Origin of the sequence: Microcoleus sp. CAWBG640 (genome assembly GCF_020883015.1) — a bacterium.
Taxonomy (GTDB): domain Bacteria; phylum Cyanobacteriota; class Cyanobacteriia; order Cyanobacteriales; family Microcoleaceae; genus Microcoleus; species Microcoleus anatoxicus.
The window spans coordinates 1-20,587 of record NZ_JAHRFC010000081.1 but is presented as its reverse complement, the minus strand read 5'-3'; the positions used below and the strand labels follow the sequence as shown (position 1 = coordinate 20,587).

The following is a 20,587-nucleotide window of genomic DNA, read 5'->3' as shown; positions in this document are numbered from 1 at the left end:
TGCAGAATGCTATTTTGTCTAATACTAGGCTGACTAAGGTTCAATTGAGTGGTACAAATATAGATGCGGTGAGGGATTTTCGTCAGGCTGATTTGGAACGTGCCAATTTACGGGGGACGAATGTGGGGCCTGTGGTTTGTGTGAACACTCGTTTTCCTGATTGTGTTTTGAATTTGGAGTGATTAGTCGCCTAGACTGATGTGTGGTTCTAGACAAACGAAGTCCGCCTGGGCGGACTTTCTGTTTTTAAGTGTTGGAGGAGGTACGGGAAGTGCGATCGGCCTTTGAAGCAATGTTTGTGTGGTTATGATAGAATGCCAGTAAACCTAGTTTGATTAGTGCAAGTCAGCCAACTGTTGCGAGGTTAAATGCTATGACACAGTTTGTTTTAGATAGCTTTCAAGCTCTCAGCTCTAGTATTAAAACGAAAATAGAGGAAGCTAGGCAAAAGCTCGAAACGGAATTTGTTATTTCTGAATTTGATAGTTTAATATTAATACTTACTACTAAAATTGATGAAATAAATAGTTTAGCTCCTTCCCATTGGAAGAATATCAAATTATTTAACCACGAAGACGCGAAGGACACGAAGTCAGAGGAAAGAAGTAGTACATCATTTGCCGAGGAGGGAGTAATACATGAACATTTAACTGCTGAAGAGTTATTTGTAATATCAAAGAAGTTTGAAGAGGTGAACGAATTCGTACTTTATGACATTGGAAAATACGCTTGGAAAATATCTTTAGACGAAAAGTTAAAGGAGATCATAAAAAAATTCACTGATGATTGTAGTAAGGATTTAAAGACTTGTCAAATATTGTATGAGGCTCTGGGCTTGATCGATCTAGCGAGCACTACAAAAGATGAGATAGATAGATGCGTACATTATGTTAGAGCATATCAACTATTCCGAGAACTTGCTACTAATTATTGGGATAATATTCCGGTTGAAGGTCGGCAACCTTTTTCATTCCTTCATAAAAAAATCTTAGAAGCGGGAACATTTTCGCTTTGTTCAGTATTTGCAAAAGATAAAGACCTTAAATCACTCCCGAAAAAGCAACTAGAAAATCTGTCTATTTCTGTAGAAGAAATCTCGAAATTAAATCCTTTGAATGGGATAATTAACTACCTACCTGAACTAGAAAAGGTGGTCAATATAGCTGTGGAGGAAACTAGGAAGTGGATAGAATTGGGTATTGATATTAGCGATCCATGCGTGGTAACACCTTTAGAAGAGACGGCAGACAAATATCCAGCAATTGCTGAATATTGCAACGATATTTTAATAGAAATGGTAAAAGAACAAATGAATCCAAGAAAAATTTCCTCGCCTGACATAAACGCAGAAATTTTAGAGGAGTTTTGATGATAAAATTTTAAGGAAAAAGTATGATTAAGTATTTATGACTTGGGAAGAATTTTTAGCGGAAGGAGATTATGCTGTAACACTTATTCGCAATGGACTGAGGAAACGGGGAATTAATGCAGGAGAGTCTTTTGTTACTCAGTTTAATACTGACGAAGATATTCCTGTGTATGATAATTTAGGCAATAAAATTTTTTGGATATCTGTAAAAACAGTGTTCCAGTCTATTACAGATCCGATTCGACAAATACCGCCCGGTTATAAAGGTTGGATGTGCGGTGAAGTAGAAAGTAAACAATGGGTAAACCCGCCAGCAGTAGTTATTTGGTACTGTCGAAATACCACCACAGCTTGGGGAGCAATAACGCCAACACGTCCCAGTACCAAGTGGATTATTTATCCAGATAGATACGGTACAAAACTAGACAAACGCAAAACAGCCGCGACAGGTGAAACTCATTATATTTACCCTTCTTATTGCGTGCCAAATTCAGAAATAATTAGTAAAGATGAAGTTATAAACTATATTCAGCAGTTATCCATATCATGTTAATTCACAATGATACAAAGCTTGTAAGATGTGATGATAAAAATTGCCGCCAACAACATCACTCGGTTGCTAGCGACAAAAAACCGATTAACCGTCTTATTTCAAAGGCTTAGTGGAATTCGCACAAAATTTTTCGTCCACAATAGCTGAACTGATATTAACCGCCTGCATGGTGGATGATGGAAGAACTAAGTCTTGGGGGGCGACTACCATTTTTTTACAAACAAGTTCGCTGCTGCCTACAGAGGCAAAGTTCCAAGCGTAAAATTCGGGGTTGCTGACTGTCGCAGTGGCTGGATTCATACCTAGTGCTGTCAGCAATACTAACTCTAAGGTCACTAAAGCTACGATCGCAAATCTCAGCATATTCTTTTTTGAACCTGAAAATTCACTTGATTACTATTCTCTATTATTGCCTGGGTTTTGTGCAACGTCAATCGATTTGAGATTTGAGATTTGAGATGGGAAAAATGCAGCAAGCTACGCGCCGGATGAATCCAGGGGCGATTATTTATTCTGCCGCCATATTCAAATCATAGGAAATAGGCTTTGAGGATTTAGAAACTACCACGAATTCATAATAACCAGCATCATCCAACAATCCTGACCAACTAAGTCCCTCTGCATCTTCCAGCAAAGCTCGTGACTTGTTTGTCCGCCCCGGAGTATAAATTGACAGCAGAGTAGATTTAGGGGGAGCTTGCAAATTTACTCGCAGAGTTTGATTTTGAGCTAGTCTGGCTATGTAAGCTTTCCCTTCTCCTGGTTTGAGATTGCCTTTGAGGGTTTTTTGGGAAGCTCGGTTTTCAAATTCAACGCTTTCGATAGTTGCTCCTGCTTGTAAGGCTGCGAGGGCATCTGCTGTAATTGCTTGCCAAATTTGTCCGATCGCCAAACCAATTATATTACGATCGCGCGGTTGTTCTGGAAACAGATAGAAAAACTTAGCATCAGCCAAATCATAAAGCGCCCGACTACTCAAATTGATCTTGTTGACTTCCACTTTCCAGGTATTGATATCGCTGGTGTCGTAACTGCCCAACTTCTTTCTAGCGTTACTGCTGATGTTTTCCAATTTGTCAAGTAATTCGTCACCGATTTTTTGCCACCTTTCTCGCCAAGTGCGATCGCCCTCACCTTCTTTTAGCAGCCGTCCTCCCAATTCCGGGTATTTGGCATAGAAAGTCTCGTCCACCAGACTCACGTAATCATTATAAAATCTATCGTCAATTTCTAATTTTTGAAAGCGATCGCGCAAAGCATCTTCCTGCTGCTGCTTTGGGCCCGTAGCTACGGGAATTTTCTGCACTTTAGATTGCAGATTTAGCAAATAATTACCCGCAAACCAGCCCAATCCTCCCATACTTGACAAAACTGCCACCACCAGTAACACCATTTTCCAAGCCGGCAACTTTTCCTGACTGCGAATATTAGTCATGGAAACCGGAACTCCCGGCAGTTTCGGGGGCACGATAGGTATGGGCTGTAACTCCGGCGGCGCTTGGGTGGGCGGAAAGGTTGATGTTGGTGTCGGTTGTGAGTGAGGCATGGAAGCCGGATTGCCAGAGAGAGCCTGCATTACCTCGCGAGCCGAGGAATAGCGATCGCTAGGCCCGTGAGCGAGCATTTTATCTAACACCAGGGCCAAATTGGGAGACACAGAACATTCCGATCGCCAATGCCAATTGAGGGTATGGCTGTCGAGCAACTGATGGGGTTCTTTCCCTGTCAGCAATACCAAAACCGTTGCCGCCAGAGCGTACAAATCGCTGTGGGGATACACAATGCCCATCTGCATCTGTTCGGCGGGGGCGTAGCCGAGTTTACCGATGCGAGTGGCGGGGGCCGGAGTGCTGTTAGTTTCTGCAAACAGAGACTCTGCGGTGGCGGCGACTTGTTTGACTCCGCCGAAGTCGATAAGTACGGGCATCCCGTCAGACAGTCGCAGAATCAGGTTATCTGGGGAGATGTCGCGGTGAATGACTCCCAGAGAGTGAGTATATTCCAGCACTGGCAAAAGCTGGATCAGCAGTTGGTTGACTTCGGCTTCTATGAAGCGCAAACCTTGAGGTTTGCGGGCATCTAGCAGAAAACGGTAGGTTTGACCTGGTACGTAGTCTTGGACGAGAAATAGGTAGCCTCGATCGCTAATATTCACCCGAAACAGTTCGCGGAAGTTGGGAATTTGGTTGTGTTTGAGCTTGTAGAGCACTCCGGCTTCCCGCTCGAAGAGTTCCTCGGATTTCTGTAAAGCGTAACTCCCCTGTACTTGGGGCGCAAATTCTTTTAAAACACAGGGCTCGTTAAATCGGTGAGCATCTTCAGCGAGGTAGGTGCGCCCGAAGCCACCATGTCCCAATTCGCGGACAATGCGGTAGTGGTTGCTGAGTGTAATGCCGGGGTAGATAGGATTAGTCATTGGAACTTGTTGCGTCGGATTTTGACCAAAAAAATGGGATTCAAGCCCCGTCCTTCGCTTGACGGCTTTATTTATGCTACAATAGTTGCCGTAGAATTGTTCCACGTCAAGTGATTGTCTTAGAATTCAAGGCGAAAGGAAAAACAACTCAATATTCGGCGATAGACGAGGCGATTAGAACCGCTCAATTTGTCAGCAACAAATGCATCCGATTCTGGATGGATAATCGTGGTGTAGGACAGAAGGAACTATATCGCCATAACACTAAGCTGAGGGCAGAGTTTCCCTTTGTAAATGCCTTGAACTCTCATGCCTGCCAAGTTGCGGTTGAGCGTGCCTATTCTGCCATCGCTCGGTTTTACGAGAATTGTAAAAAGGCAATTCCTGGAAAGAAAGGTTATCCGCAGTTCAAGAAGAATTGTCGCTCAGTTGAGTACAAGACTTCAGGCTGGAAGCTTTCCGAGGACAGACGTACAATCAACTTCATCGACAAGAAAGGCATTGGTAGACTAAAACTCAAAGGAACGTGGGACTTACATTTCTACCAGTTAGACCAGATAAAACGAGTCAGGTTAGTACGTCGGGCTGATGGCTACTACGTTCAGTTTCTGATTAGGAATGAGCACCAAGCAGTAGCTGCTCAACCAACTGGTAAAACTGTTGGTTTGGATGTAGGGCTTAAAGAGTTCTACACCGACAGCAACGGTCAAACCGAACCTAATCCCAAGTTTTATCGAACCAACGAGAAGCGGTTGAAGTTTAGACAACGCCGTGTTTCTCGTAAAAAGAAAGGCTCTGCCAATCGCCAGAAAGCCATTAATAGACTAGGGCGAGTACACCTCAAAATAAGTAGGCAACGTGAAGAACACGCTAAGAGAGTGGCGCGTTGCGTAATCCAATCTAACGATTTGGTCGCCTATGAAAATTTGAGGATTAAAAACTTGGTAAAGAATCATTGTCTCGCCAAATCTATCAATGATGCAGGTTGGTATCAGTTCAGGAAGTGGTTAGAGTATTTTGGAAAGAAGTTAGGTAAGATAACTGTTGCAGTTAACCCAGCCTACAGGTCCCAAGAATGCTCATGCTGTCACACGGTGGTGAAAAAGTCTCTATCAACGAGAACTCACGTTTGTCGATGTGGGCTGGTTCTAGACCGAGACTGGAATGCGGCACTTAACATTCTGAGCTTAGCCTTGAGTACCACAGGGCATGTGGGAACTTGGGTCAAAGACCCCAACGCTTCGGGAGATTCGACCTCTACTTTGATTGGAGTCATCCAGTCTGAGCAAGTTGGGTCTGTGAACGAAGAATCCCCGTCCTTCGCTTGACGGGCGAGTGTCAAATTAATCAAGACATACTCGTCGATAGACGAGCTTTATGGGCAAGTCGGTGTTGTCAGTTGAGCAGTTCTGATATTTTGATAGGATGTGCGATCGAGGGCAAGAAACTCAAAAAACCCAGAAATCTGAAGCAAAGGCTGCATCGATAGAGGCAGAAAGCAATTTTGTCAACAGCTTGGTGATGGGCTTGCAGTATAGTGAAAAAAATCCGATTCAATTCGAGGGTTGTTAATGAATTTTTTATCCCTACCAAAATGGTTGCTGCACTCGACAGCAGTTGCCGTTTTAGCTGCTGTATATTACAGCACCGCTGAATTGGGACGATTTTTGGCATCCACCCCGGACAATGTGACTCCCGTTTGGCCTCCTGACGGATTCGCTTTAGCAGCCGTCCTGTTAGTAGGATATCGCGTTTGGCCTGGAATTTGGATCGGTTCATTTTTTGCCAATATTTGGGCTTTTTTGGACAAAACAAATCCAGCTTCTGTAGCTATTTCCATCGCCATTGCTTCTAGCATCGCCGTGGGAACTAGCGGCTCGGCAATCTTAGGCAGTTTCCTGCTACATAAGTTTGTGGGAAGTCGCCATCTGTTCGATCGCCCCCAAAGTGTGTTCAGATTTGTAGTTATGGGGGGAATGTGTGGGCCCATTGTCAGTGCCACAGTCGGGATTACCACTCTCTATTTGCGAGGTATAGTCCCTCTGGAAAGTTGGGGAACTAACTGGTTTACATGGTGGATGTCTAATGTAGGCGGGATTCTGATTTTTACTCCTCTGTTGTTAATCTGGAGTCCACTACTTTTAGAGCTTATTCAAGAATTGTTTGAATTCGGCAATGCCCCAATCCAGCAAAAATACCACCGGAAATTTAAACATTTTAAATCTCGGCCATTTCAGTTACAACAGGCTGAATTTATTCTATTAATCCTGCTGGTATGTGCTGTCGGTCAAGTTGCTTTTGGTGGCGGCTATCCGGTGGAGTATATGATGATTCCTTTTATCCTATGGGCCGTATTTCGTTTTGACATCAAAGGGTCAACCTTATTAATTTTTATTGTTTCTGCCATTGCTGTTTTAGGAACAGTTAAAGGTGGCGGACCCTTTGTACGTCCCGATCTGAATGAATCTCTGGTGTTATTGCAGTCTTTTATCGGCGTTGTGGTACTGACTAATTTAATGCTGTATGCTGCGATCGCACAACGGCAGCAAGTAGAGGATCGGTTACGAGTTCAAAGTCAAAAACTGAAAAAAACCTTACTAGACTTACAGCAGGCACAAGCTCAATTAATCCACAACGAAAAAATGTCTAGTTTGGGACAATTAGTGGCGGGAGTTGCTCACGAAATCAATAACCCGATTACTTTTATTGGTGGAAATTTAGCTCACGCTAATCGATATACTCAAGATTTGCTAGAGCTGGTTAAATTGTATCAAAAATTTTATCCTCAACCAGCCCCAGAAATTCAAAATGCCATAGAAGAATTGGATCTAGAGTTTGCGATGCAAGATTTGCAAAAAGTTTTAGCTTCTATGAAAAAAGGAACAAACAGAATTCAAAATATAGTCTTATCTTTGCGTAATTTCTCCCGGATGGACGAGTCGGAAGTCAAGATAGTAGACATTCATGAGGGATTGGATAGTACCCTCATGATTTTGGATAACCGCTTGCAATCTAATCCCGGAAATTTTAGCATTCAAGTGATTAAAGAATATAGTAATTTGCCAGAAATAGAATGTTATGTTTCGGAGTTAAATCAAGTGTTTATGAATATACTTGTTAATGCGATCGATGCTTTGGCAGACAAACGGATGAAAAGAGACCTGAAGGATGGGGAAACTTTGCCTTGCATCAAAATTAGCACAAATATTTTAGATAGTAAATGTGTATCTGTTAGTATTTTGGACAATGGAATGGGGATTATAAAAGCATTTCAAAATCAAATCTTTGACCCTTTTTTTACGACTAAGCCTGTGGGAGAAGGCACTGGTTTAGGATTGTATATTTGTCATCAAATAGTAGTCCAAAAGCATGGAGGTAAACTCAAATGTATTTCACGAGAAAATCACAGTACAGAATTTATCATAGAACTGCCTATCGGCAATAATCAAGACTTAAATTGAGCGCTAGGAAAAACTTGATTAAATCGAAATTTGGCTAAAAATAAATGTGTATTTTCAGGAGGGACAAATGCAGGAAGAACAGCGTCAACGAGCTGAGAAAGCATATCAAGAGTTTTGGAACACAGCCCTGGAAAAACGATTGCAACAGCAGCAGGAAGCATCTGGTGAAACAGTTGAGATGCCCTGGGGAATAGCTGGGCTTCAGGCACTTTTTCAAAACGTCGCTGTAACTGTTCCCGCTTACCAAAATTTTTTAGCTAAACATAACATTAATCCTGCGGAGATTCAAACCTTTGAAGAATTCCAAAAATTGCCACTAATTACTAAAGACAATTATTTGCGCTGTCACCGACTAGCTGAGTTGTGTCGCGGTGGTAAATTAGCAACTTGCGATTTCATTGCTGTTTCCTCTGGTTCCACAGGAAAACCCACTTTTTGGCCGCGCTTCCTCAGCGATGAGTTGCAAATTGCTACTCGCTTTGAACAAATATTTTACGACTGTTTTTACGCCGATACTCGCTCAACTTTAGCTGTGATTTGCTTTGCGTTGGGGACTTGGGTTGGGGGAATGTACACGGCTAATTGTTGTCGCCATTTAGCGAGTAAAGGTTATCCCGTGACGGTGGTGACACCGGGAAATAATAAAACAGAAATATTTCGAGTTGTGCAGGAACTTGGAGCGGATTTTGAGCAAGTGGTATTGTTAGGATATCCGCCCTTTGTTAAGGATGTCATTGATAGTGGCATTGCTGCGGGTGTCGAGTGGGAAAAATATCGAATTAAGATGGTGTTTGCGGGGGAAGTGTTTAGCGAAGAATGGCGGAGTTTGGTTAGCGATCGCACTAATTCTGACAATCTATATTACAACTCTGCTAGCCTTTACGGTACTGCCGATGCAGGGGTTTTAGGTAACGAGACACCGCTGAGTATTTGCATCCGCCGCTTTTTAGCCAATAATCCTGAAGCTGCACGCAATTTATTCGGAGAATCGCGGTTGCCCAGCTTGATGCAGTACGATCCGAACAGTCGCTTTTTTGAAGTGAATGATGATGGTACATTGCTATTTTCGGGAGACAATGGCATCCCATTAATACGTTATCACATTTCTGATAATGGTGGCTTAATTCCTTATGAAGCAATGCTCGATTTTTTAGCAGCATGGGGATTTAACCCTGGGGAAGATTTGCAACAAGCAACAGCTTTAAATTTATTGCCAAATTCAGATTTTCCTAGAGGGATTCGACGGCTACCCTTTGTTTATGTATTTGGGCGATCGCACTTTACGGTTTCCTACTTCGGTGCTAACATTTATCCAGAAAATGTCACCGTCGGTTTAGAGGTTCCCACCATTCGGGAATGGGTGACGGGAAAGTTTGTCCTGCAAGTTAGGGAGGATTCCGATCGAAATCGGTTTTTATCTGTGGTTGTGGAATTAGCACCGGGGGTGGATGGTGATGAGGAGAAAAAAAGGGCGATCGCATCTTCTATTCTCTCACAATTGCGGCGGCTAAACAGCGAATTTGCCAACTATGTACCGCCAGAATATCAATTACCCATTGTGACGCTAACTGCAACGGGGGATTCGGAGTATTTTCCTATGGGTGTGAAGCATCGATATACTCGGCACTAAATTGTATCAGGATCGATGTTTAATTCTCGCAGTTTCGCGGCCAGGCGATCGGCTCTTTGTTGAGCTAATTCTTTCTGCTGACGTTCGGAATCGGCTCGTTGTTGAGCTAATTCTTTTTGTCGAGTTTCCCTTTCGGCTCGTTGCATTTCCCTTTGGGCTCTTTGTTGAGCAAATTCTTTCTGCTGACGTTCGGAATCAGCCACCTCTTCAGGGGTAGGAACTAGCTCTCCATAATCGGTAAAAAATCGCAGTTTCTGCTGATGAATTCCCAAATACAACTCCAGCTCCTCACTCCACAAATATCCTTGAGAATTCGGTGCTAGTGCTTGGTATTTACCATTCACTAAATGAAACCCAGCCAACTCTAACGTATAGGGATCGAACCAAAAATAGTCTGGGGTACGAAATGTGTTTTGATACAGTTGTTTCTTAAATTCGCGATCGGTATTAGCTGTTGTCGGTGACAGCATTTCTACGATCGCATTAGGATACTTTCCGTCTTCTTCCCAAACTACCCAACTTTTCCGAGGTTTGCGATCGGTTCCCAGTACCACAAAAAAGTCTGGACCTCGAAAGTCGGCCGATTTACGTTGATTCTGACTGTAATAAATGGTGAGATTGCCGGCAACGTAAAAGTCGTTTCTATCTCGCCACAGCCAATCTAGGCATTGGAGAAGTAAAATTATTTGTCGCAGATGCAGTTCAGTTTCCAAGGGAGGTTCATCACTGTATAAATCACCTTTGGGAAAGATAACACGTTCTGGGATGTCTTGGGCAGTCCCTAATTCTGGGATGACGGACATGGCTGCTTAATTTGGTGTCAGAGGTTGTGACTCTATTTTAGCAATGTTTTCATATCTGTGTTCAATACCCGAATTATTTAAGCAATTCGGGTAGCTTGGTATTCCCTCTACTTTACTTACCATCAATCCGTTTGAGAGCCGCCAGAATTTCTGGTCGTTTCATCCGTGCATAACCGTGCAATTTCCGCTCTTTGCCGATCGCCTTCAAGCGTCTGAGGGAGAGACTGTCGTAGTCTTCTGGTGGGGATTGCAACGGCGGTAATTGTGGCAAAAACGGTTTTTTTGGCTGTGTCTTCGACTTAGTTTTGGGCTTAGTCTCTGGTTGTATTCCAGAGTTGTGGGCGGTGGCTCCAAGTTGGCGACGGAGCCTTGCAATTTGATTTTTTAGGTCGGATTCTAGGTCTGTAATTGCCTCCGACACAAACTGATTAATTGTTTCGACGGTGAACTCTAATTTAATTGACAGCAATTTCTCGAATTCATCCAACAGTGTTAACGCACCTTCAAGATTCATCTCATCCATAGCAGAAGATGTGGGAGGAATATTGCTGCCCGATTGCTCAATTTTTTTAGCCAATTTATCTACCTTTTTGTTAAATGCTTGTTCAATTTCTTCGATTACAATCCTAATCTGTTCTATTTTGTCACCCTCTAACTTCTGCTCAGTTAGAGCTTTTACTTGTTTTTTGAGTAGGTCTTCATTTTTTTTTATTGATTGTTCTATTTGTTTTGTTAGACTCTCTACTTTTTTTTGAAATGATAGCTCAAATTGTTGCAGTAGACTCTCAATTTTGGCTGTTTTTTGAGTTGGCTGTGGAGCTAAAAGTTGCATTTCTGTTTGAGCAGCAGCTACTTCCTCATCGGTCATTTCAAAAACCCAAGCCCACATTTGTGCGAGGCCAATTTCTTTAGCAACCATGCACCAATCAGCGCCGCAGACAACTTCGTATTCTTCTTCGTTGCTGTAAGCTTCTGTGGGGCGTACAATTAAAGGGATCAAGTTGCTCCCTTGCTCAATTAGACTTCTTCTGAGAGCTTCACGGCGATCGCGTATAATTTCGCCCCGCTGAGTCTCTGGTATCGCAATTTGGGAAGTGTAAATTTGACTGTGACTAATTGGCTTAATCCGCAAATATTCAATTATTCGGTTTTGATCTTGCGATCGCTCCATCTTGTTAAAAACCCCCTTTTTTTATAAAAATTAGGTGTTTTAGGGATTTATGTATATCTACGCGGCTTCCGTGGGGCGACATCCCTGGCGATCGACAAAAGTTACTGCAATTCCTAAAACAAGCGACTGTGATGAGTTTAACTGGCTGGGGGACGCCAATGATAAATTGCTTAACTCATCTTTACTTTTGTTAGTGTGGAGCCTCACTGGGCCAAGGTGGCCAGTGGGCACAGAGCGTGTTTTATTGACCCGGAGATCCCCCCTAGCCCCCCTTAACAAGGGGGGAACAAGAGCATTCAAAGTCCCCCTTATTAAGGGGGATTTAGGGGGATCTGAACCTAATTGGAAAGGCAAGAAAACACGCTACAGGAATTGCGAGTTATGAGTATTTGTGCCACTTATCAATTATTTTAATCATTGCTTTGTCGGTTAACCCTTCAATACGTTTCACCGCACTTGTAAATGACACAAACGGCTGAACCTCTCGTTCTTTGATTATTCTGTCGATTATCTGAGACTTCAAGCCAGCATCTTTAAAATTCGCCAACAATCCAGATTTATCTAAAGTATTGAGTGCTTCCAACAGCGACATTGATTCGGAAGCTACGTTTTCAACTTCTCGTATCCTCTCTACCACCGCTTGTTTTTCGGGTGGCGACTCTGATTTCAACTCATTAATTCTGTTTGTTAACTCAGCTTCCACTAACAGAGGTACTTGTTGTAAAAGTCTGGTTTCTAATTCTTGTATACTCTGGGCTAACACCTGTTTTTCACGGGAAAACTCGGCTTTTAATTCATTAATTTGGTTTTCAAACTGAGCTTCTAGATTGGTTAGTCGCTGTTCTAAACTGGATGATGATTGAGGAGTTTCATTTTCACCGGAATTAGGGACTTCGACCAAAGAAACCGGGTTTTTAATTGAATCTGGGGGCTGCGATGAAGTATTTTCGTACAAAAACCCGGTTTCGGGGATCTCAACTAAATTCTCAGTTGTTGTACATTTTCTCAGCGCTTGAACTTGCTCTAGCAGAAGTTCTTCATTTTCTGGTTCAAGAATAAATGCTCCGATTGTCTCGCCTTTCATAGGGTTGATTTCCCTGGCTTTCGCCGCCGCATAGTATTCAAAGTCTCCGTCTACTATCTCGTAGGCGTCCATCCCGTTGCGCCGGAGAATTATGGGGTTGATCAATCCTCCTAATTCTAAAATTAGTTGGGCGACTTTCTCCAAATCGCGATCGGCAAAATTGTCACGAGGAACTTTAGATGTAATCTTTTTTACTGCAACCAACGACGGGGATAATTTTTGCATTATTTCTCACCTATCTTTTCCAAAACTTCCATTGCTAAGACTTCAAACTCTTGAGATGCGATTGAATCTGGCTTAAAGTCTAACACCGAAATGGGGTCGGCAATTTCGATATCTCCGAATATTTGAGTTTGTTCTGCACACTTAGCCAAATCATCTCTTTCATAAATTACGCTTTCCATAATTTCCATACCGTAACGTTTGGGAATTGCATCCCTCCGCCTAGGCAAACTGTGCTGTATAAATTTAGCGTTAGTTGAGATTTTACAAGGAAGTACACCTAAAACCTGTAGAGGATTTTTGCCGATTTGTTTCTTAAATCCATTAACTTTTTTGATAAAATCTTTGACATTAATTAATCCTTGATTCGCAAAAGGCTTTAAGTCAGAAGGAATAATTAAATAATCGGCTGCAATCAGGGCAACTCTGGCATAAAAATTTAAAGACGGTGGCGTATCAATCAATACAATATCGTATTTATCTTGTACTTCTGCTAGTTTCTGTATCAGAATCATTCTACTGTAATCCAGTGAGTTTAGTTCTGTTTCATATTGCATTAAATCTATATGAGAAGGAATTACATCTATTGCTGGAGTGCAAAAATTAGACTTTCTAGCTACTTCTGATATTGAGTAAAAATCCTCTGATTGTAAGATGTGCAGAATATTTTTTTGTTTCAAATCATCATCTTCTTCGTCATCAAATTTGACTAAACCTGTGGCAAAGGTTGTATTAGCTTGACTGTCTAAGTCTATCACCAAGACTCTTTTACATTGCTTGCTGAGGGCGGCGGCTAAATTGACTACGGTTGTAGTTTTGCCGACTCCGCCTTTATTGTGGTAAACAGCAATTATTTTCATAGTATTTTGACTGGTTGTGGGTTCAACTATATCTAATTTTATTTCGGGTACAATTTCGGGAGCGAATGGCACTATATTTAGTTGACTATCTTTTAGTTCGAGATTTTCTGGACTTTTGATGATTCTTAAACTATCTCTGCCAATTAAAGCAATAATTTCATCGATTCTGGTTTCAAGTTCTTGGCCAGAGCAATTGAATACTAGCTGAATCTCGGAGGCTACTATTTCATATATTCTAATTTCTTTCGCATTGGTGATCAATCCGTAGCGAATGTTTAAACTTGTTAAGTAACGTTTCAGTCTCCTGATGTGGCGGTCTAATTTTTCCTTCGGATGTTTCGCCTCAATTACGACGCTCATTGGCGAGTCGGCATCGATGACTATGGGGAGAACTTGGGTGGCGAAGGATAGGAAGTCTAGACGGATATTCCCAAAGGCTATTTCTTGGTGCCAATTGTCGGGAGTATAGCCCAGTTTTGGCAGTAGATAGCTGACAATTAGTTTGGTTTCTACTTCGCTTTCGTTGCGGCAGTTATTGGGATTAAAAGTCAATCGATTTTAGATTTTAGATTTTGGATTTTAGATTGGGGAATTGGGAATTGGGAATTGGGAATTATTAACCAATAACCCTTCGACTACGCTCAGGGCGACGCTAGGCGGTTCCTGAGCGGAGTCGAAGGGCTGGGTACAGTAAATAACCAATAACCAATAACCCTTCGACGCTTCGCTCAGGGCGACGCCAATAACCAATAACTAATGACTGCTGACTAATGACTGCTGACTACTTAGCTTGAGCTTTAAAATCTTCCAATGTCAGATAGCCACCAGCGGGATCGTAGAGGTGACAGTTGTCGGAAATCCGCTTCATCAAAGACCAAGAAAATTTGGTTTCATAGAGATGATTTTGCCAATTTTCTTTCAAGCTACTGTGGGCGACGCGCAAGTTATACCAGGGAATTGCTGTTGACAAGTGGTGGGGAACGTGGACGTTAATGTCGTGGCACAGGAACTCTACCCAGCGAGGATAATCGCAGTGAACTGTTCCCGATAGTTGGGCTTGGGCTTCGTTCCATTCTGAAGGTTCTTTGAATGAAATGTCTGGTGCCGTGTGGTGAACAATTGTGAATGTGCTCATCCAGAAATGGTAAACCATCCAGGGCAGTAACCAAAATTTGACGAATCCCCAGATTCCGGTTGTAGCAATTAAAATCGGAAATCCGATCGCAGCACCGATTAAAACTACTAACACAGAAAAGCGGACTTGTTCTTGTTTCTGTTGGCCTTTGAAGCGCCACCACATGAAGTGCACTTTTGCCCAATGGGCGATCGAGCCTACCCACCATAGCGGACCAAAAATTAAACTATAAGCTATTTGTAAAACCTTCGGAGCAGCAGCGTAGTCTTCTGCTCTCATGGGCTGCCAAGCATTATCTTCCCCAATTTTGTTGGTATGCTTGTGGTGATAATTGTGTCCGTGACGCCATGCGTGAAACGGGTAAATTAATGGCAAAAATGCTAGATGTCCGACTAAATCGTTTACCCAGCGGCGGTTAGAAAATGACCGGTGCCCGCAGTCGTGCCCGATCACAAAAAAACCGGTTAATGCAGTACCTGTGAAAATCCACATTACTGGTAGTAGAAACGAGGGCGATACTGCTAGGCCCCAGTAACCGACAGCAACTAGCAAAACGTTGATGATGACTTTTGTCCAAGCTTTGCGGGGGTTTTTGACGAATACTTCCCGCGGCAGGGTTTTGAGAATATCTTTGAGCCGCAGGTTGGAAATGTCACTTGCGGATGTCAAATTTAGTGGTTTTTCGATCGATGCTGTCATAAATTCTCTTGGAATGTTTGGAAATCCCCAACTAGAAGTTGGGGATCGATCTAGATTTTCCCTGTACCAGTAGAACCGGTCACAAAATTAACGCAGTACCATGTCGCCTGCTGCAAGTTAGCAGCAGGCTAGTTTTAGGTAGGCGATCGCGTTTTAACAAATGCTAGCTATCGCTAGCCGCAGATTAAATGGCTAGCGCTTTTGGTTAAAAAAACTGCGGTCAACAAAACTTTACTTTTTATACCACAGGGGCGGCACAATTAGCACGAGTTGCTACTACTAATTGTTGTTGCTACGGGCAGAATTTTGACCGATCGCAACTTGAGAGCAAGCAACATAGCGTCGCTGTTTGAGGGTTTGCACTTGCAGCAGCAAGGATTCGATTTCTGCTTGCAGGTGCAAAAATTTAACTTGGTGGTCGGCTTGATACGGAGACTTAACAGACTCTACTTTGCGGGTCAAACCGGTCGGTAGGGTAGAAGAACTAGCCATTTCGGGATTGCTAGCCGTGATTTGAGGCCGAGAAAGAGTGGAGGAATTATTTGACATTAGTAATTGGGTAGACATATCTACACATTCACACCATTAAGTAACTTTAACCTGAACCGATCATATTAAACATCAAATTAACCGATCGAGCTAAAATTGGTGTAAATTCCTCGGCCATTGCCTAAAACCATTGACATCGTGACCCTGATTCTACCTGTAACTGACTCTACTCATAACCCTGCTGCCCGCGCAGTCTTGCCGAAACACTACGGCTGGCCGGGCTTGATCGAAGCTTATCGCCCCTACCTGCCGGTGACGGAAACCACGCCGGTAGTGACACTCCAAGAAGGCAACACTCCCCTGATTCCAGCACCTGCGATCGCAGCTCTCATCGGTAGAGACGTGCGCGTCCTGGTCAAATACGACGGCCTCAACCCCACTGGTAGTTTCAAAGACCGGGGGATGACAATGGCGATTTCCAAGGCAAAGGAAGCTGGTGCCGAGGCGGTAATCTGCGCCAGTACGGGCAATACTTCGGCAGCAGCGGCCGCCTACGCCCGACGTGGGGGGATGCGAGCTTTTGTATTGATTCCCGAAGGTTACGTGGCTTTGGGCAAGTTGGCCCAAGCTTTGCTGTACGGTGCGGAAGTGATTTCGATTGTCGGCAATTTCGATCGGGCTTTAGAAATTGTCCGGGAAATGGCTGTCAACTACCCCGTGACATTGGTAAATTCGGTGAATCCTTACCGATTGGAAGGTCAAAAAACCGGAGCTTTTGAAGTGGTGGACGCTTTGGGCGATGCCCCCGACTGGCTGTGCATTCCCGTCGGAAATGCGGGAAACATCACAGCATACTGGATGGGTTTTTGTCAATACCATCAAGCGAAAAAATGTTCTCGCCTACCACGGATGATGGGATTTCAAGCGGCGGGGGCTGCACCGTTGGTCACGGGACATCCGGTGCCGAACCCAGAAACTCTGGCGACGGCGATTCGGATTGGGAACCCGGCTAGCTGGAAACAGGCGATCGCAGCTTCCGAAGCCAGTCGCGGCAGTTTTAGTGCTGTTACGGATGAGGAAATTCTGGACGCTTACCGTTTGCTAGCATCCCAAGAAGGGATTTTCTGCGAACCTGCGAGTGCTGCTTCTGTGGCCGGTTTGCTGAAGGTAAAAGACCAAGTTCCGACTGGGGCGACGGTGGTTTGCGTGCTGACTGGTAATGGTTTGAAAGACCCCGATACCGCAATTAATCACAGCAACAATCAGTTTAAAAATGGCATTGCTCCGATTTTGGATGCGGTAGCTGGAGCGATGGGATTTTAAGAAGCCATATCAAGATCCCTCGGCGGTTGAAAGAGACTGTTGGCGAATGTCTGAGGGGTTTCACCCCTCAGACATCGCCGTCCTGAATAGGCAGAATGATTGTGTAATCACGCAGCATATTAAATAATTTATTATGACTCTTCACCCCCGCTCCTTGTCGTCAATTCCAGAAATGACAGCAACTGTGGCACGAACCTCCTTTCCCAAAGGAAATCCATATATGAAAATGCGCGACGAACTCGGAGTGCTGTACCAAGATACTGACTTTATCACCTTGTTTCGAGCCGATTGCGGTCAAAGTGCTTTATCTCCCGGACAATTAGCATTAATCAGTGTGATGCAATTTGCCGAGGGATTGACTGACAGACAAGCAGCAGAAGCGGTGAGAAGTCGTATAGATTGGAAGTATGCTTTGGGATTAGAAATTACTGATAGCGGCTTTGATTATTCAGTTTTAAGTGAGTGGAGAAGTCGGTTAATTGCTGCGGGACGTGAAAGTCAATTACTCGATAAAATGCTAGCACATTTTCAAGATAAGGGATGGCTTAAAGCCAGGGGGAAAGCCAGAACTGACTCGACCCATGTCATCGGAGCTATCCGTAAAATGAACCGCCTCGAATGCGTTGGAGAAACTTTACGTCATGCCTTAAATCAGTTAGCCACCGTGGCGGATGAATGGTTATTAACAGTAGTCAATCGGGATTGGTCTGAGCGTTATGGCACGAGATTTGAGCAATATCGCTTGCCGAAATCTGAAACCGAAAAACAAAGCTTGCTATTGACTATTGGCTGTGATGGTCATCACTTATTGTCAGCTTTGTATGACCCCTTGAGTCCTGAATGGTTGCGTCAGCTCAAAGCTGTAGAAACTTTACGCTGTGTCTGGATACAGCAATATGGGTGGTGTAAAGGCAAAGTTTATTGGCGAGAAGCTGATAATTTACCGCCCCACAAGCAGTTAATTACTTCCCCTTACGATACCGAGGCTCGCAATCGGACAAAAAGAGATACCAATTGGACAGGTTATGCAGTACATCTTACAGAAACTTGCGATCGAGATTTGCCTCATTTAATTACCAATGTTGAAACGACACCCGCCACCACTGGAGATGTAGAAATGACTCAGGTGATTCATCAGGCTTTAGCTGATAAACACCTGTTACCGCAAGAACATATTGTCGATACTGCTTATGTTGATGCTCAACACTTGCTCACCAGTGAGACACAATTAGGTATTGAACTCCTTGGCCCTGTACCACCTGACTCAAGTTGGCAACAAAAAGCTAAGCTTGGCTTTGAGCTTTCTTGTTTTACTGTTGATTGGGAGCATCGCCATGCTACTTGTCCGCAGGGGCACATCAGCCAATCCTGGCATCAACGCTTGGATAATTATGGCAATCCGGTCATTCAAGTACGCTTTCGTCGGCCCGATTGCGCCGCTTGTCCTGTTCGCTCTCAATGTACTCATTCGCCGGCACAGGCCCGTGTTTTGACTCTCAAACCTCAACCTATGAACGAAGCTCAAGCCAAAGGTAGGGCTAGACAACATACCCTGGATTTTAAGCAGCGTTATGCTTTACGGGCCGGTGTTGAAAGCGGACTGTCTCAAGGCATTCGTGTTTTTGGTTTGCGCGACGCTCGTTACATGGGTCTTGCCAAGACTCGTCTACAACATATTGTGACTGCTGCTGCGATGAATCTGTCAAGAATGTGGGCGTTTTGGCGCAACATTCCGATTGGCTTGACCCGTGTCTCTCGTTTTTCGGCTCTTTTTCCCTCTGCCTCATCATAGTTTCTTTCCATGATTATGGGATGTTTGGTTTCACCCTTTTTTAATTCGCCAACAGTCTCTTTCAACCGCCGGGGGTTTTTGGGTTTTTTGTGGATATGCGATGGGATTTTTCGATGGATGGGCGATCGCATTTTTTGGTTTTTGGGCGATCGAATTAGAAGGTGTCCCAAGCGGTGGGCGGATGTGATGTTATATTCTCCTCAACGGGATCAGGTAAAATTACCCTTGACCAAAAAAATGGGATTCAAGCCCCGTCCTTCTAGGACTGGCGAGTGTCAACAATGTCATAATCATCATGCCCACGACCATGCTCTAAATCAGGCTCTTCTAAGCACCATTGACTTGTCGGTCTGACTCTCGGGACACAGGAATAATATATCCGATCGCTAGCAACTTTTAGGCGAGCGAAATGGTTTCTTTTATTCATAAGGGGCGTGCGACGCCTGTTATGAATAAAAGAAACTCTCTCCCCCTCCCCCAATCTCCCCCTCTCCCCCTCTCTTGAGATGAGAGTTTTCAACTAGGATTTGGGATGAGTTTCTGAGGAGGACTTCAGCTATGAGACGGGGGTTTTAACCCTCGTCGGACTGCGCCACATCGCAATCTAACATTTTGAACAAAATACCATTGTATACAACCAGACATTATATCAAAAACCCACGTAATTTTGCCGCCACCAAGCACGCACTAATTTAATCTCCTCAAAGCTATAAGCTTCTTGCAAAAAGTCATAGATTGCTTTCAATCTTTCATCCCCAATTATCTCAATTGCTTGCACAATTGGTTGCTGTCGTTCGGGTTCCACTAACAAATGAATATCGACTTTTTGATCCATATCTATTAATTCTACTAAGTGCCCAACAATCGTAGTAGGACTCATGCCTCTGATTTCTGCTATGCCTTCAACTGTTAAACCTTTTCTGTGTAATTCCCAGGTTTGCATCTGTGTATAAGAAGGTATATTCGCAGCATTAGAAGTTTGAGCTACAACAGAAGGTGCTGCACCTGTTGGTAAGCCTTTTTCTTTACAAAAAGTCCGAATCGCTTCCAAGAAAACTTGACCGTACTTATCTCGCTTGTTGCTACCAACTCCGTAAACTTCTACGAATTCGGTGAGGTTTTGGGGGCGTTTTTCTGCCATGTCTCGCAAGCTTTTATCGGCAAAGATGACGTAGGGCGGTACGAATTGTTCGTCGGCTATTTGTTTGCGTAGTGTCCGCAATATGGCAAATAAACTTTCTACTTCTACGGCTAAAGAGCGATTTGTTGCTTGTACTTCGCGTTTGGGTTGAATGGCGATTTCTACTGTGCGCTGACGTTTCATGACTTCCCAACTTTTCTCGTTGAGTTTCAAAATTGGGAAGCCGTCGGTTGTTTCATCTAGCAATCCTTGGTGTAAAAGCGATCGCACTAAGTTTTTCCAATCTTCTGCACTTCTATCTTTGCCGATGCCATAGGTAGAAAGTTGGTTGTGTTGGTATTGCAATACTTTTTGATTTTTAGATCCACGCAACACGTCTATGATGTGATTCATGCCAAATTTTTCTTTGCATCTAGCCACGCAGGAAAGAAATTTCATG

Annotated in this window: 18 protein-coding genes; 9 read left to right on the top strand and 9 right to left on the bottom strand. The window is 43.6% G+C overall.

The annotated features are described in order from the left end of the window. The 3 genes from AAFP11_RS25095 to AAFP11_RS25085 form a co-directional block, all read left to right on the top strand. The coding region (locus AAFP11_RS25095) for a pentapeptide repeat-containing protein (protein ID WP_341739474.1) at positions 1 to 182 on the top strand (182 nt) is incomplete at its 5' end. Between the two features lie 191 nt (positions 183 to 373). Continuing rightward, a complete protein-coding gene (locus AAFP11_RS25090) occupies positions 374 to 1,369 on the top strand; it encodes a hypothetical protein (RefSeq protein ID WP_341739473.1) in 996 nt (331 codons plus the stop codon). Between the two features lie 37 nt (positions 1,370 to 1,406). Then, positions 1,407 to 1,922 (top strand): hypothetical protein, encoded by a 516-nt coding sequence (locus tag AAFP11_RS25085; protein WP_341739472.1) that lies wholly within the window; start codon positions 1,407 to 1,409, stop codon positions 1,920 to 1,922. Positions 1,923 to 2,015: 93 nt separating this feature from the next. Here AAFP11_RS25085 and AAFP11_RS25080 read toward each other — a convergent pair whose 3' ends face one another. After that, positions 2,016 to 2,285 (bottom strand): hypothetical protein, encoded by a 270-nt coding sequence (locus AAFP11_RS25080; protein WP_341739471.1) that lies wholly within the window; start codon positions 2,283 to 2,285, stop codon positions 2,016 to 2,018. A gap of 145 nt (positions 2,286 to 2,430) precedes the next feature. Further along, complete coding sequence (locus tag AAFP11_RS25075) at positions 2,431 to 4,338, bottom strand: serine/threonine-protein kinase (protein ID WP_341739470.1); 1,908 nt, start codon at positions 4,336 to 4,338, stop codon at positions 2,431 to 2,433. 110 nt (positions 4,339 to 4,448) lie between these two features. Between AAFP11_RS25075 and AAFP11_RS25070 the strand changes: the two genes are divergently transcribed. The 3 genes from AAFP11_RS25070 to AAFP11_RS25060 all read left to right on the top strand — a co-directional run bounded on the left by AAFP11_RS25070 (position 4,449) and on the right by AAFP11_RS25060 (position 9,429). Further along, positions 4,449 to 5,666: a transposase gene (locus AAFP11_RS25070; protein WP_341739469.1), complete on the top strand. Its 1,218-nt coding sequence runs from the start codon at positions 4,449 to 4,451 to the stop codon at positions 5,664 to 5,666. Between the two features lie 243 nt (positions 5,667 to 5,909). Continuing rightward, complete coding sequence (locus AAFP11_RS25065) at positions 5,910 to 7,799, top strand: MASE1 domain-containing protein (protein WP_341739468.1); 1,890 nt, start codon at positions 5,910 to 5,912, stop codon at positions 7,797 to 7,799. Between the two features lie 67 nt (positions 7,800 to 7,866). Next, positions 7,867 to 9,429, top strand: a complete 1,563-nt coding sequence (locus AAFP11_RS25060) for a phenylacetate--CoA ligase family protein (protein WP_341739467.1) — start codon at positions 7,867 to 7,869, stop codon at positions 9,427 to 9,429. On the opposite strand, the gene AAFP11_RS25055 is transcribed toward AAFP11_RS25060, so the two are convergent. The 6 genes from AAFP11_RS25055 to AAFP11_RS25030 all read right to left on the bottom strand — a co-directional run bounded on the left by AAFP11_RS25055 (position 9,426) and on the right by AAFP11_RS25030 (position 15,970). Beyond that, positions 9,426 to 10,232: a Uma2 family endonuclease gene (locus tag AAFP11_RS25055; RefSeq protein ID WP_341739466.1), complete on the bottom strand. Its 807-nt coding sequence runs from the start codon at positions 10,230 to 10,232 to the stop codon at positions 9,426 to 9,428. The two genes, AAFP11_RS25060 and AAFP11_RS25055, sit on opposite strands and share 4 nt — an antisense overlap. A 112-nt stretch (positions 10,233 to 10,344) precedes the next feature. Further along, positions 10,345 to 11,403 (bottom strand): Rho termination factor (modular protein), encoded by a 1,059-nt coding sequence (locus AAFP11_RS25050; protein ID WP_341739465.1) that lies wholly within the window; start codon positions 11,401 to 11,403, stop codon positions 10,345 to 10,347. A 379-nt stretch (positions 11,404 to 11,782) separates the two neighbouring features. Beyond that, positions 11,783 to 12,712, bottom strand: coding sequence for a chromosome partitioning protein ParB (locus AAFP11_RS25045; RefSeq protein ID WP_341739464.1), 930 nt, complete (start codon positions 12,710 to 12,712; stop codon positions 11,783 to 11,785). Continuing rightward, positions 12,712 to 14,121 (bottom strand): AAA family ATPase, encoded by a 1,410-nt coding sequence (locus AAFP11_RS25040; RefSeq protein WP_341739463.1) that lies wholly within the window; start codon positions 14,119 to 14,121, stop codon positions 12,712 to 12,714. The genes AAFP11_RS25045 and AAFP11_RS25040 overlap by 1 nt, the downstream gene beginning before the upstream one ends. A gap of 229 nt (positions 14,122 to 14,350) precedes the next feature. Beyond that, complete coding sequence (locus AAFP11_RS25035) at positions 14,351 to 15,403, bottom strand: fatty acid desaturase (protein WP_341739462.1); 1,053 nt, start codon at positions 15,401 to 15,403, stop codon at positions 14,351 to 14,353. A 279-nt stretch (positions 15,404 to 15,682) separates the two neighbouring features. Beyond that, positions 15,683 to 15,970, bottom strand: coding sequence for a hypothetical protein (locus tag AAFP11_RS25030; protein WP_341739461.1), 288 nt, complete (start codon positions 15,968 to 15,970; stop codon positions 15,683 to 15,685). Between the two features lie 177 nt (positions 15,971 to 16,147). Here AAFP11_RS25030 and thrC point away from each other — a divergent pair, with 177 nt between their 5' ends. From thrC to AAFP11_RS25015, 3 genes are all read left to right on the top strand, one after another. Beyond that, a complete protein-coding gene (thrC, locus tag AAFP11_RS25025; RefSeq protein ID WP_341739475.1) occupies positions 16,148 to 17,215 on the top strand; it encodes a threonine synthase in 1,068 nt (355 codons plus the stop codon). Positions 17,216 to 17,348: 133 nt separating this feature from the next. After that, positions 17,349 to 19,007, top strand: a complete 1,659-nt coding sequence (locus tag AAFP11_RS25020) for an IS1182 family transposase (RefSeq protein WP_341738946.1) — start codon at positions 17,349 to 17,351, stop codon at positions 19,005 to 19,007. Between the two features lie 24 nt (positions 19,008 to 19,031). After that, positions 19,032 to 19,361 carry a hypothetical protein gene (locus tag AAFP11_RS25015; RefSeq protein ID WP_341739460.1) on the top strand — a complete coding sequence of 110 codons (330 nt, stop codon included), beginning with the start codon at positions 19,032 to 19,034 and terminating at the stop codon, positions 19,359 to 19,361. A 295-nt stretch (positions 19,362 to 19,656) separates the two neighbouring features. On the opposite strand, the gene AAFP11_RS25010 is transcribed toward AAFP11_RS25015, so the two are convergent. Then, positions 19,657 to 20,587 (bottom strand): RQC domain-containing protein (locus tag AAFP11_RS25010; protein ID WP_341739459.1); only part of this gene is annotated, 931 nt, incomplete at its 5' end.

Bases quoted from the DNA above. Each gene is read 5' to 3' on its own strand.
- AAFP11_RS25090 (WP_341739473.1), top strand. From the start codon at position 374: ATGACACAGTTTGTTTTAGATAGCTTTCAAGCTCTCAGCTCTAGTATT.
- AAFP11_RS25085 (WP_341739472.1), top strand. From the start codon at position 1,407: ATGACTTGGGAAGAATTTTTAGCGGAAGGAGATTATGCTGTAACACTT.
- AAFP11_RS25080 (WP_341739471.1), bottom strand. From the start codon at position 2,285: ATGCTGAGATTTGCGATCGTAGCTTTAGTGACCTTAGAGTTAGTATTG.
- AAFP11_RS25075 (WP_341739470.1), bottom strand. From the start codon at position 4,338: ATGACTAATCCTATCTACCCCGGCATTACACTCAGCAACCACTACCGC.
- AAFP11_RS25065 (WP_341739468.1), top strand. From the start codon at position 5,910: ATGAATTTTTTATCCCTACCAAAATGGTTGCTGCACTCGACAGCAGTT.
- AAFP11_RS25060 (WP_341739467.1), top strand. From the start codon at position 7,867: ATGCAGGAAGAACAGCGTCAACGAGCTGAGAAAGCATATCAAGAGTTT.
- AAFP11_RS25055 (WP_341739466.1), bottom strand. From the start codon at position 10,232: ATGTCCGTCATCCCAGAATTAGGGACTGCCCAAGACATCCCAGAACGT.
- AAFP11_RS25050 (WP_341739465.1), bottom strand. From the start codon at position 11,403: ATGGAGCGATCGCAAGATCAAAACCGAATAATTGAATATTTGCGGATT.
- AAFP11_RS25045 (WP_341739464.1), bottom strand. From the start codon at position 12,712: ATGCAAAAATTATCCCCGTCGTTGGTTGCAGTAAAAAAGATTACATCT.
- AAFP11_RS25035 (WP_341739462.1), bottom strand. From the start codon at position 15,403: ATGACAGCATCGATCGAAAAACCACTAAATTTGACATCCGCAAGTGAC.
- AAFP11_RS25030 (WP_341739461.1), bottom strand. From the start codon at position 15,970: ATGTCTACCCAATTACTAATGTCAAATAATTCCTCCACTCTTTCTCGG.
- AAFP11_RS25020 (WP_341738946.1), top strand. From the start codon at position 17,349: ATGACTCTTCACCCCCGCTCCTTGTCGTCAATTCCAGAAATGACAGCA.